The 9,510-nt window shown below is 59.2% G+C and carries 19 protein-coding genes; all 19 read right to left on the reverse strand.

Features of this window, described 5'->3' with window-relative positions; all coding sequences use genetic code 11:
* Positions 1-63 precede the first annotated feature (63 nt).
* Positions 64-630, reverse strand: a complete 567-nt coding sequence (locus ABIT12_RS12820; protein WP_348042666.1) for an adenylate kinase — start codon at positions 628-630, stop codon at positions 64-66.
* Positions 627-1,964, reverse strand: a complete 1,338-nt coding sequence (gene secY, locus ABIT12_RS12825) for a preprotein translocase subunit SecY (protein WP_348042667.1) — start codon at positions 1,962-1,964, stop codon at positions 627-629. Before secY ends, ABIT12_RS12820 begins: the two co-directional genes overlap by 4 nt.
* A 124-nt stretch (positions 1,965-2,088) precedes the next feature.
* A complete protein-coding gene (rplO, locus tag ABIT12_RS12830; RefSeq protein WP_348042668.1) occupies positions 2,089-2,589 on the reverse strand; it encodes a 50S ribosomal protein L15 in 501 nt (166 codons plus the stop codon).
* 14 nt (positions 2,590-2,603) lie between these two features.
* Positions 2,604-2,792 carry a 50S ribosomal protein L30 gene (rpmD, locus tag ABIT12_RS12835; protein ID WP_348042669.1) on the reverse strand — a complete coding sequence of 63 codons (189 nt, stop codon included), beginning with the start codon at positions 2,790-2,792 and terminating at the stop codon, positions 2,604-2,606.
* Between the two features lie 21 nt (positions 2,793-2,813).
* Positions 2,814-3,347, reverse strand: a complete 534-nt coding sequence (rpsE, locus tag ABIT12_RS12840; RefSeq protein WP_348042670.1) for a 30S ribosomal protein S5 — start codon at positions 3,345-3,347, stop codon at positions 2,814-2,816.
* Positions 3,348-3,370: 23 nt separating this feature from the next.
* Complete coding sequence (rplR, locus tag ABIT12_RS12845) at positions 3,371-3,733, reverse strand: 50S ribosomal protein L18 (RefSeq protein WP_348042671.1); 363 nt, start codon at positions 3,731-3,733, stop codon at positions 3,371-3,373.
* A 12-nt stretch (positions 3,734-3,745) separates the two neighbouring features.
* Positions 3,746-4,279, reverse strand: a complete 534-nt coding sequence (rplF, locus tag ABIT12_RS12850) for a 50S ribosomal protein L6 (RefSeq protein WP_348042672.1) — start codon at positions 4,277-4,279, stop codon at positions 3,746-3,748.
* Between the two features lie 50 nt (positions 4,280-4,329).
* Positions 4,330-4,728, reverse strand: coding sequence for a 30S ribosomal protein S8 (gene rpsH / locus ABIT12_RS12855; protein ID WP_348042673.1), 399 nt, complete (start codon positions 4,726-4,728; stop codon positions 4,330-4,332).
* A gap of 12 nt (positions 4,729-4,740) precedes the next feature.
* Positions 4,741-5,046, reverse strand: a complete 306-nt coding sequence (gene rpsN / locus ABIT12_RS12860; protein WP_348042674.1) for a 30S ribosomal protein S14 — start codon at positions 5,044-5,046, stop codon at positions 4,741-4,743.
* Between the two features lie 30 nt (positions 5,047-5,076).
* On the reverse strand, positions 5,077-5,634 hold the full coding sequence (gene rplE, locus ABIT12_RS12865) for a 50S ribosomal protein L5 (protein ID WP_348042675.1): 558 nt from the start codon (positions 5,632-5,634) through the stop codon (positions 5,077-5,079).
* Positions 5,627-5,938 (reverse strand): 50S ribosomal protein L24, encoded by a 312-nt coding sequence (gene rplX / locus ABIT12_RS12870; RefSeq protein ID WP_348042676.1) that lies wholly within the window; start codon positions 5,936-5,938, stop codon positions 5,627-5,629. Before rplX ends, rplE begins: the two co-directional genes overlap by 8 nt.
* Positions 5,938-6,306 carry a 50S ribosomal protein L14 gene (rplN, locus tag ABIT12_RS12875; RefSeq protein WP_035102635.1) on the reverse strand — a complete coding sequence of 123 codons (369 nt, stop codon included), beginning with the start codon at positions 6,304-6,306 and terminating at the stop codon, positions 5,938-5,940. Before rplN ends, rplX begins: the two co-directional genes overlap by 1 nt.
* 66 nt (positions 6,307-6,372) lie before the next feature.
* The gene (rpsQ, locus tag ABIT12_RS12880) at positions 6,373-6,624 is read right to left on the reverse strand and encodes a 30S ribosomal protein S17 (RefSeq protein WP_348042677.1); all 252 of its coding nucleotides are present in this window, start codon (positions 6,622-6,624) and stop codon (positions 6,373-6,375) included.
* Positions 6,625-6,636: 12 nt separating this feature from the next.
* The gene (gene rpmC, locus ABIT12_RS12885; RefSeq protein WP_348042678.1) at positions 6,637-6,831 is read right to left on the reverse strand and encodes a 50S ribosomal protein L29; all 195 of its coding nucleotides are present in this window, start codon (positions 6,829-6,831) and stop codon (positions 6,637-6,639) included.
* A 12-nt stretch (positions 6,832-6,843) separates the two neighbouring features.
* Complete coding sequence (rplP, locus tag ABIT12_RS12890) at positions 6,844-7,257, reverse strand: 50S ribosomal protein L16 (RefSeq protein WP_046136746.1); 414 nt, start codon at positions 7,255-7,257, stop codon at positions 6,844-6,846.
* A 16-nt stretch (positions 7,258-7,273) separates the two neighbouring features.
* Positions 7,274-7,999 (reverse strand): 30S ribosomal protein S3, encoded by a 726-nt coding sequence (gene rpsC / locus ABIT12_RS12895; RefSeq protein WP_348042679.1) that lies wholly within the window; start codon positions 7,997-7,999, stop codon positions 7,274-7,276.
* Positions 7,999-8,379, reverse strand: coding sequence for a 50S ribosomal protein L22 (gene rplV, locus ABIT12_RS12900; RefSeq protein ID WP_348042680.1), 381 nt, complete (start codon positions 8,377-8,379; stop codon positions 7,999-8,001). Before rplV ends, rpsC begins: the two co-directional genes overlap by 1 nt.
* 1 nt (position 8,380) lies before the next feature.
* Positions 8,381-8,659 carry a 30S ribosomal protein S19 gene (rpsS, locus tag ABIT12_RS12905; protein WP_348042681.1) on the reverse strand — a complete coding sequence of 93 codons (279 nt, stop codon included), beginning with the start codon at positions 8,657-8,659 and terminating at the stop codon, positions 8,381-8,383.
* Between the two features lie 3 nt (positions 8,660-8,662).
* Positions 8,663-9,502: a 50S ribosomal protein L2 gene (gene rplB / locus ABIT12_RS12910; protein ID WP_348042682.1), complete on the reverse strand. Its 840-nt coding sequence runs from the start codon at positions 9,500-9,502 to the stop codon at positions 8,663-8,665.
* Between the last annotated feature and the right edge of the window lie 8 nt (positions 9,503-9,510).

Here is a 9,510-nt window from a genome sequence, read left to right on the forward strand (position 1 = left end):
GACTGACGCGGTTCATAAGGACAAGCCCAGCCTGAGTCAACTGGCAAGGCGGGTCCGATTTGCTTAGTTTCCGATAGCCGCCTTGATCTTGGCGGTTACCTGTTCGACAGCTTCCATGCCATCGACGACCTTGAGCAGGCCCTTGTCGGCATAATAGGCAACGAGTGGCGCGGTCTGCTCGGTATAAACGTTGAGGCGCTTGCGCAGCACTTCTTCGTTGTCATCGGCACGGCCGCCCGTTTCCTTCCCCCGGCTGACGACGCGCTGCACCAGCACATCGACATCGGCCTTGATCTCGATGACGGCGTTGAGGGCAAGTCCCTTGTCCGCCAGCATGGTATCAAGCGCCTCTGCCTGCGCGATGGTGCGCGGGAAGCCGTCGAGGATGAAGCCCGGCTTGCAGTCCGCAGCGTCGAGACGCTCCGACACGATGCCATTCACCACAGCGTCAGAGACCAGGTCGCCCCGATCCATAATTTCCTTGGCAGCAAGACCCATCGGGGTCCTGGCGGCAATGGCGGACCGAAGAATGTCACCGGTCGACAATTGCGGAATGCCGAAGGCTTCGACCAAAATCTTGGCCTGAGTGCCCTTCCCTGCGCCCGGAGGCCCTAAGAGAATCAGCCTCATCGACGCTTTCCTCCACCCAGACGGGACTTCTTGACCAGCCCTTCATACTGCTGGGCAATCAGATGGCTCTGGATCTGGCTGACCGTATCCAGCGTCACTGTCACCATGATCAGCAGCGAGGTACCGCCGATGAACTGGCTGACAGCCAGCTGGTTGTGGATGATTTCAGGAATCAGCGCCACGACTGTGAGGTAGAGAGCGCCGGCAACAGTGATGCGGGTCAGCACATAGTCGATGTGCTGGGCGGTGCGTTCACCCGGGCGGATGCCCGGAATGAAACCGCCGGAGCGCTTCAGGTTGTCAGCGGTTTCAACCGGGTTGAACACGATGGCAGTGTAGAAGAACGAGAAGAAGATGATGAACACGGCAAACAGCGTCAGATAGAGCGGCTGGCCGCGGCCAAGCATGGCCGTAATGGTCTGCAACCAGACCGGCGCGTTCCCCTGAGCCGCAAACGTCGCAATCGTGGCCGGCAGCAGCAGCAGCGACGAGCCAAAAATCACGGGAATAACACCCGAGGTATTCAGCTTCAGCGGCAGATGCGAGCTTTCGCCCTGGAACATCTTGTTGCCGACCTGGCGCTTTGGGTACTGGATCAGCAGACGGCGCTGGGCGCGTTCGAAGAACACGATAAACGCAATCACGCCAACAGACAGCACCAGCACGCCAACAGCTGCCAGTGTCGGCAACGCGCCAGTGCGGCTCAGTTCCATGGTCTGGATAATGGTATTGGGCAGGTTGGCCACGATACCGGCGAAAATGATCAGCGAAATGCCGTTGCCGACGCCGCGCGCGGTGATCTGTTCGCCCAGCCACATCAGGAACATGGTGCCGCCGACCAGGGTCACTACCGTGGAAATACGGAAGAACCAGCCCGGATTGAGCACCACGCCCTGGCTGGCTTCGAGACCCACCGAGATGCCATAGGCCTGGACGGCGCAGAACACGACCGCCAGATAGCGGGTGTACTGGTTCATCTTGCGACGGCCAGCTTCGCCTTCCTTCTTCATCGCCTCGAGGCGCGGAGAAGCGGTGGCGATCACCTGCACGACGATCGAGGCGGTGATGTATGGGATAAGGTTCAGCGCAAAGATCGCCATGCGTTGCACGGCACCGCCGGCGAACATGTTGAACATGCCCAGAATGCCCTTCTCCGATTGCTCGAAGGTGGCACGGAAGGCGTCAGGATCAATGCCGGGAACCGGGATGAAAGTGCCCAGACGATAGACAAGCAGCGCGCCCAGTGTAAACCAGATGCGCTGCTGCAGGGCTTTCGCCTTGGAGAAGGTCGAAAAATTCAGATTACGAGCAAGCTGCTCGGCTGCGGACGCCATTTATCGCTCCCTAAGGCCAGTTTGCCAGGTGCGCTCGGAGCGCTTGGGAGCAGTTGCACCGCAGCCCTCACGCCACAAACCAGAAGAGCGCCCCCGGTTTACCGGGCGCGCCCTGCCGAGTGGATTACTCGGCGCGTGGGGCTTTCTTCCACGGCGCCTTGGCCGGAATGATATCGACCTTGCCACCAGCGGTTTCAATAGCGGCAAGTGCACCCTTGGTCGCATAATCGACCTTGAAGGTGACTTTCTTGGACGTGAAGCCCTCGGCACCGATCAGACGAACGCCGTCCTTTGGACGACGGATCACGCGGGCAGCGATCAGTGCTGCTGCATCGATCACGCCTTTGGCGTCGAGCTTGCCGGAGTCGATGTAGTTCTGGATGCGGTCGATACGGACCTCATTCCAGTCGCCCGGGTTCAGCGCGTTGAAGCCGCGCTTTGGCATACGCATGTGAAGGGGCATCTGGCCGCCTTCGAAGCCGTTGATAGCAACGCCGGAACGCGCTGTCTGGCCCTTGCCGCCGCGGCCACCGGTCTTGCCCTTGCCCGAGCCAATACCGCGACCGACACGAATGCGGATCTTGTTGGCGCCGGGATTGTCGCGAAGTTCGTTCAAACGGGTCATGTCGAAGCTACCTTTTACTCGCCGACGACGCGGACGAGATGCGGGAGCTTGTTGATCATGCCGCGCACTTCGGGCGTATCAAGCAGCTCGCGCTCTTTGTTCATCTTGTTGAGCCCGAGACCGATCAGGGTCGCGCGCTGCACCTTGTCGCGGCGGATCGGCGAACCGATCTGCTTCACAACCAGAGTTTTTGCTTTTGCCATCTTATCTCTCCGTCAGCCGGATCAAGCTTCGACTGCAGTTTCGCCGCGGCGAGCCTGCAATTCCGAAACCTTCAAACCACGACGCGAAGCGACCGAGCGTGGGCTATCGACATGCTTGAGCGCGTCAAACGTCGCACGCACCATGTTATAGGGGTTCGCGGAACCCTGCGACTTGGCGACAATGTCGTTGATGCCAAGGGTCTCAAACACAGCGCGCATCGGACCACCCGCAATGATGCCAGTACCCGGAACGGCAGCACGCAGAATGACCTTGCCGGCGCCGTGGCGGCCGGTAACGTCATGGTGCAATGTGCGACCGTCGCGCAGCGGCACGCGGATCATGGTGCGCTTGGCCGCCTCGGTGGCCTTGCGGATTGCTTCTGGAACTTCGCGGGCCTTACCGTGACCAAAACCAACGCGACCCTTCTGGTCGCCAACGACGACGAGTGCAGCGAAACCGAAACGACGGCCACCCTTCACCACTTTAGCAACGCGGTTGATGTGGACCAGGCGGTCGACAAATTCGCTATCGCGTTCTTGAACGTCTCTGCTCATTTTGTTTTCTTTCTCGCGCTGGATCAGAACTGCAGGCCGCCCTCACGGGCAGCGTCTGCCAGGGCCTTGACCCGGCCGTGATAAATGTAGGCGCCGCGATCGAAGATCACTTCGGCCACGCCAGCCTTGGTGCCGCGCTCGGCGATCAGCTTGCCGATCGTAGCTGCGGCTTCGGCAGTCCCACCGTTCTTGACGGTTGCCTTGATGTCCTTGTCGAGCGTGGAAGCTGCGGCAAGGGTACGGCCCGTCGTATCATCGATGATCTGCGCGTAGATATTCTTGTCCGAACGGAAGACCGACAGACGGGGCCGTCCAAATGCACGTGCCTTGAGCGCCTTGCGAACGCGGGCTTTGCGGCGCTCTGCGCCCTTATTGCTGATAGCCATCGCAGGCGCTCCTTACTTCTTCTTGCCTTCTTTGCGGAAGACGAACTCGCCCGCATAACGTACGCCCTTGCCCTTGTAGGGCTCTGGCTTGCGATACTCACGGATATTGGCGGCAACCTGCCCAACAACCTGCTTATCGATACCGGTGATGACGATTTCCGTCGGCGCCGGCACAGCAAGCGTGATTCCTGCAGGCGGTACATAGATCACTTCGTGGCTAAACCCAAGCGACAGCTTGATGTCCTTGCCCTGAAGCGCGGCGCGATAACCCACGCCCTGAATGTTCAAGCGGCGTTCGTAACCGGCGCTGACACCCGTCACCATGTTCTGGATCAGAGCGCGCATGGTGCCCCAGGCGGCGCGTGCTTCGCGCGTGTCGTTCGCGGGAGTGATGACCACGCCTTCGGCGGTCTGCTCGGCGTTCACGACATCCATGAGTGCGAGGGTCAACTCGCCCTTGGGGCCCTTCACAGCGATGTTGTGACCATTGATGGTCACTGTCACACCGCTCACAGGAGCGACCGGTTTCTTACCCGTACGGGACATTTCATTCTACCTTTGAGTCATCGTCTTACCGCGCATCCAATGCCAAGGCATTAGAACACGCGGCAGAGTACCTCGCCGCCGACATTGGCAGCCTTTGCTTCGTGGTCTGCCATCACGCCCTTGGGCGTCGACAGGATCGATACGCCGAGGCCGTTAGCGACCTGCGGAATGTTCTTGACCGAGGCGTAAACGCGACGGCCAGGACGCGAAACGCGTTCGATCGTGCGGATAACAGCTTCGTTGTCCGAGTACTTGAGTTCGATCTCGTACTCAGCAGCACCGTTCTCGAACTTGGTCTCGGAGTAGCCGCGGATAAAACCCTCGGACTGGAGAACGTCCAGCACGCGACCGCGAAGGGTCGAAGCTGGGGTCGAAACGGAATTCTTGCGACGCATCTGCGCATTGCGGATGCGGGTCAGCATATCCCCGATGGGATCTGTAAGGCTCATCTTCTTCTCTCCTTACCAGCTCGACTTAACCAGGCCTGGGATCTGGCCCAGATTGCCCAGCTGGCGCAGCGCGATACGGCTCAGCTTCAGCTTGCGATAGAAGCCACGCGGACGGCCCGACACTTCACAGCGGTTGCGAACGCGGCCGGGGGCCGAGTTACGCGGCAGTTCAGCGAGCTTGAGCTGGGCGCCAAAACGGTCTTCCGGAGAAGCCGACTGGTCCTTGCTGAGCGCCTTGAGGGCAGCGCGCTTGGGCGCATACTGCTTCGCAAGAGCCTTGCGCTTGTTGTTCTTTACGATGGAGCTGGTCTTGGCCATGTCCTGATCCTTATGCCTTCCCCTGCCCGCTTACTGGCGGAAAGGGAAGTTGAAAGCCTTGAGAAGCGCACGGGCTTCATCATCCGTCTTGGCCGTCGTGCAAACCACGATGTCCATGCCCCAGACCTGATCAACCTGATCGTAGTTGATTTCTGGGAAAATGATATGTTCCTTGATGCCCATAGCATAATTGCCGGCGCCGTCGAACGAATTCGGGTTCAGGCCGCGGAAGTCGCGAACGCGCGGCAGCGCGATGTTGACCAGGCGGTCGAGGAATTCATACATGCGCGTCTTACGCAGGGTCACCTTGACGCCAAGCGGCATGTCTTCGCGAACCTTGAAGCCAGCGATCGACTTGCGGGCGAAAGTGATGACCGGCTTCTGACCAGCAATCTTTTCCATGTCGGCCGCAGCGATCTTGACCTTCTTGGTATCGTTGACGGCTTCGCCAACGCCCATGTTCAGGACGATCTTGTCGAGCTTTGGCAGCTCCATGGAGTTCTTGTAAGAGAACTGCTCCTGGAGCACCTTGCGAATATTGTCTTCGTACTCGGTACGCAGACGTGGGACGTAAGCTGTCTCAGCCATCGATCACATCTCCGGTGCTCTTGGCGACGCGCGTTTTCACGCCGTCTTTGATCTGGAAGCCGACGCGGGTGGCCTTGCCATCCTTGTCAGCCAAGGCGATGTTCGACAGATGAATCGGCGCTTCCTTGGTGAAGATGCCGGCTTCCGTCGAAGCGGTTTGCTTGGTGTGGCGACGCACAAGGTTGATACCCTGCACAAGCGCCTTGGTTTCGGTCGGGATAACCGACAGGACCTGGCCAGTTTTGCCTTTGTCCTTGCCAGCCAGGACGACAACCTTGTCGCCCTTCTTAATCTTGGCAGCCATTACAGCACCTCTGGTGCGAGCGAGATGATCTTCATGTGGTTCTTGGCGCGAAGTTCGCGTGGAACCGGTCCGAAGATACGGGTGCCGATCGGCTCTTTCTGATTGTTGATCAGAACCGCGGCGTTTTTGTCGAAACGGATCACCGTGCCATCGGGGCGACGGATATCGAATGCGGTGCGAACGACGACCGCCTTCATAACCTGACCCTTTTTAACGCGGCCACGCGGAATAGCGTCCTTGACCGACACCACGATGATGTCGCCAACGGAAGCGTATTTGCGATGCGAGCCGCCCAGCACCTTGATGCACATGACGCGACGCGCGCCGGAGTTATCCGCGACGTCGAGATTTGATTGCATCTGAATCATGACTGGATGCCTTCTTGTTAAGTCTGCCTACCGTCCCCGGCTCGCCGACCTTAAATCCTAAATTCGTTAAGCAGACGTCGCTGCCGCAGCGGTCGGAACCAGCGTCCAGCGCTTGTTCTTGGAAATCGGTGCGCATTCTTCAATCCACACGATGTCGCCGATCTTCGCCACATTAGCTTCATCGTGCGCATGGTACTTCTTGGACCGGCGCACGGTCTTCTTCATCACGGGATGTGTAAAGCGGCGTTCGACGCGCACCACAACCGTCTTCTCATTGGTATCGGAGACAACAGTCCCCTGCAGAACGCGTTTTGGCATCGCCGCCGCTCCTTATTTCGCTGCTTTTTCAGCCAGGATCGTCTTGATCCGCGCGATATCGCGGCGGACCTGCTTGACCCGAGCTGGAGATTCGAGCTGCTGAGTAGCACGCTGGAACCGCAGGTTGAACTGTTCTTTCTTCAGGCCAACGAGCTGATCCTTCAGCTCGTCCGGGGTCTTCGCCCGCACATCCTTGGCAGTTGTCATTGCCTTGACCCCTTAGTCTGCAATGCGGGTAACAACCCGCGTCATGATCGGAAGCTTCATCGCGCCGAGACGCAGAGCTTCCTTGGCAACGTCCTCAGGGACGCCGTCGATTTCGAATACGATGCGGCCGGGCTTCACGCGAGCCGCCCACAATTCAACCGAACCCTTGCCCTTACCCATGCGGACTTCAGTCGGCTTCTTGGAGACCGGCAGATCCGGGAAAATACGGATCCAAACGCGGCCCTGACGCTTCATTTCACGGGTGATCGCGCGGCGAGCCGCTTCGATCTGACGTGCAGTGACGCGCTCGGGTTCAGTCGCCTTGAGAGCGTACTGGCCGAATGCAAGCTCGGTACCGCCCTTGGCAACGCCATGGATACGACCCTTGTGGGCCTTGCGGAACTTCGTCTTTTTTGGTTGCAGCATAATGAACTAAACCTTCTTATGCGCGTTCGCGGTCGTTACGCGGGCTACGCTGCTGCTGAGCCTGGCCACCTTCACTACCTTCGGTAGCACGGCGTTCATGCGCAGACGGATCGTGCTCGAGCACTTCGCCTTTGAAAATCCAGACCTTGATACCGATGATGCCGTAGGTGGTCGCGGCTTCGGCAGTACCATAGTCGATGTCAGCCCGCAGCGTGTGCAGTGGAACGCGACCTTCGCGGTACCATTCGGTACGAGCGATGTCGGCGCCACCGAGACGGCCACCAACGTTGACGCGGATGCCGCCGGCGCCCATGCGGATCGAAGTCTGCACAGCACGCTTCATGGCACGGCGGAAGGCCACGCGGCGTTCCAGCTGCTGGGCAATGCCCTGGGCAACCAAAGTCGCGTCGGTTTCCGGTTTGCGCACTTCAACGATGTTGATGTGGACTTCGCTGTCGGTGAACTTCTTTACCTTGGCGCGGATCTTGTCGATGTCAGCGCCCTTCTTGCCGATCACGATGCCTGGACGGGCAGTGTGGATCGACACGCGGCACTTGCGGTGCGGACGCTCGATGACGATCTTGGAGACCGCTGCTGCCTTGAGGTCTTCAAGCAGCATGGTGCGGATCTTCAGATCTTCCTGAAGCAGGTTGCCGTATTCGCCCTTGTTGGCGTACCAACGAGAGTCCCACGTACGGTTGATGCCGAGGCGAAAACCGATTGGATTGATCTTCTGACCCATTATGCGGCCTCTTCAACTTGACGGAGAATGATCGTCAGGTGAGCGAATGGCTTCTGGATCTTGGACGAACGTCCACGACCGCGAGCCATGAAACGCTTCATGACGAGCGAATTGCCCACGAAAGCTTCGGCAACGACCAGAGCGTCGGTGTCGAGACCATGATTGTTCTCAGCATTGGCGATAGCGCTTTCCAGCACCTTCTTCACCTGGCCGGAAATGCGCTTGTGGCTGAATTCGAGTTCGGCCAAGGCCTTCTCGACTTTCTTGCCACGGATCAGCTGAGCCAGAAGGTTGAGCTTCTGCGGGCTGATGCGCAGCATGCGCAACACAGCCTTGGCCTCGTTGTCCGCAAGCGCGCGCTGGGTTTTTGGCTTGCCCATGTTACTTCCTCTTGGCCTTCTTGTCGGCCGCGTGACCGTAATAGGTACGGCTTGGCGCGAATTCGCCGAACTTGTGGCCGATCATGTCTTCGGTCACGGCGACCGGGATATGCTTCTGACCGTTGTGGACACCGAACGTGATGCCAACGAACTGGGGCAGGATCGTCGAACGACGGCTCCAGATCTTGACGACGTCGTTGCGGCCTGATTCACGGGCCTTCTCGGCCTTCTTGATCATGTAGCCGTCGACAAACGGACCTTTCCAAAGGGAACGGGTCATGGCTTATCTGCCCTTCTTCACGTGACGCGAGCGAACGATAAACTTGTCCGTCGCCTTATTGCTGCGGGTCTTCTTACCCTTGGTCGGCTTGCCCCATGGCGAAACCGGGTGACGGCCACCAGAGGTACGGCCTTCACCACCACCATGCGGGTGATCGATCGGGTTCATCGCCACGCCGCGCGTGACTGGCTTGCGGCCCAACCAACGGCTGCGACCGGCCTTGCCGAGTGCAGTGTTGGAGTGATCCTGGTTCGACACGGCACCAACGGTGGCCAGGCACGAACCATGGACGCGGCGCTGCTCACCCGAGTTCAGGCGAAGGATCGCCCAACCCTGGTCGCGACCGACGTACTGGGCGTAAGCACCAGCCGACCGGGCGACCTGGCCACCCTTGCGGGGCTTCAGCTCGATGTTATGCACGATCGTACCGACCGGCATGCGCTCGAGCGGCATGGTATTGCCTGGCTTGACGTCAACGGTGGACAGCGACGAGATCACCTTGTCGCCGCCAGCAAGACGCTGTGGCGCAATGATGTAAGCCTGTTCGCCGTCTTCGTAGGTCACCAGAGCGATGTATGCGGTCCGGTTGGGATCGTATTCCAGACGCTCGACGGTGCCGACCGAGTCAAACTTGGTGCGCTTGAAATCGACCAGACGATAGGTCCGCTTGTGACCACCACCACGGTGGAACGCAGTGATGCGACCACGGTTGTTACGACCACCGGACTTGGACAGGCCTTCGGTCAAACCCTTGACCGGCTTGCCGCCCCAGAGTTCCGAACGGTCGGTCGTGATCAGATGACGACGGCCTTCGGAAGTAGGATTGTATTGTTTTAGAGCCATTTTTCTCT

Source organism: Devosia sp., from assembly GCF_039927955.1.
Taxonomy (GTDB): Bacteria; Pseudomonadota; Alphaproteobacteria; order Rhizobiales; family Devosiaceae; genus Devosia.

Bases quoted from the DNA above. Each gene is read 5' to 3' on its own strand.
- rpsQ (WP_348042677.1), bottom strand. From the start codon at position 6,624: ATGCCAAAACGCGTTCTGCAGGGGACTGTTGTCTCCGATACCAATGAG.
- rpmC (WP_348042678.1), bottom strand. From the start codon at position 6,831: ATGACAACTGCCAAGGATGTGCGGGCGAAGACCCCGGACGAGCTGAAG.
- rplP (WP_046136746.1), bottom strand. From the start codon at position 7,257: ATGCTGCAACCAAAAAAGACGAAGTTCCGCAAGGCCCACAAGGGTCGT.
- secY (WP_348042667.1), bottom strand. From the start codon at position 1,964: ATGGCGTCCGCAGCCGAGCAGCTTGCTCGTAATCTGAATTTTTCGACC.
- rpsH (WP_348042673.1), bottom strand. From the start codon at position 4,728: ATGAGCCTTACAGATCCCATCGGGGATATGCTGACCCGCATCCGCAAT.
- rplR (WP_348042671.1), bottom strand. From the start codon at position 3,733: ATGGCTATCAGCAATAAGGGCGCAGAGCGCCGCAAAGCCCGCGTTCGC.
- rpsS (WP_348042681.1), bottom strand. From the start codon at position 8,659: ATGACCCGTTCCCTTTGGAAAGGTCCGTTTGTCGACGGCTACATGATC.
- rplX (WP_348042676.1), bottom strand. From the start codon at position 5,938: ATGGCTGCCAAGATTAAGAAGGGCGACAAGGTTGTCGTCCTGGCTGGC.
- rplO (WP_348042668.1), bottom strand. From the start codon at position 2,589: ATGACCCGTTTGAACGAACTTCGCGACAATCCCGGCGCCAACAAGATC.
- rpsN (WP_348042674.1), bottom strand. From the start codon at position 5,046: ATGGCCAAGACCAGCTCCATCGTAAAGAACAACAAGCGCAAGGCTCTT.
- rplN (WP_035102635.1), bottom strand. From the start codon at position 6,306: ATGATTCAGATGCAATCAAATCTCGACGTCGCGGATAACTCCGGCGCG.
- rplV (WP_348042680.1), bottom strand. From the start codon at position 8,379: ATGGGCAAGCCAAAAACCCAGCGCGCGCTTGCGGACAACGAGGCCAAG.
- rpmD (WP_348042669.1), bottom strand. From the start codon at position 2,792: ATGGCAAAAGCAAAAACTCTGGTTGTGAAGCAGATCGGTTCGCCGATC.
- ABIT12_RS12820 (WP_348042666.1), bottom strand. From the start codon at position 630: ATGAGGCTGATTCTCTTAGGGCCTCCGGGCGCAGGGAAGGGCACTCAG.
- rplE (WP_348042675.1), bottom strand. From the start codon at position 5,634: ATGGCTGAGACAGCTTACGTCCCACGTCTGCGTACCGAGTACGAAGAC.
- rplB (WP_348042682.1), bottom strand. From the start codon at position 9,502: ATGGCTCTAAAACAATACAATCCTACTTCCGAAGGCCGTCGTCATCTG.
- rpsC (WP_348042679.1), bottom strand. From the start codon at position 7,999: ATGGGTCAGAAGATCAATCCAATCGGTTTTCGCCTCGGCATCAACCGT.
- rpsE (WP_348042670.1), bottom strand. From the start codon at position 3,347: ATGAGCAGAGACGTTCAAGAACGCGATAGCGAATTTGTCGACCGCCTG.
- rplF (WP_348042672.1), bottom strand. From the start codon at position 4,279: ATGTCCCGTACGGGTAAGAAACCGGTCGCTCCTGTGAGCGGTGTGACA.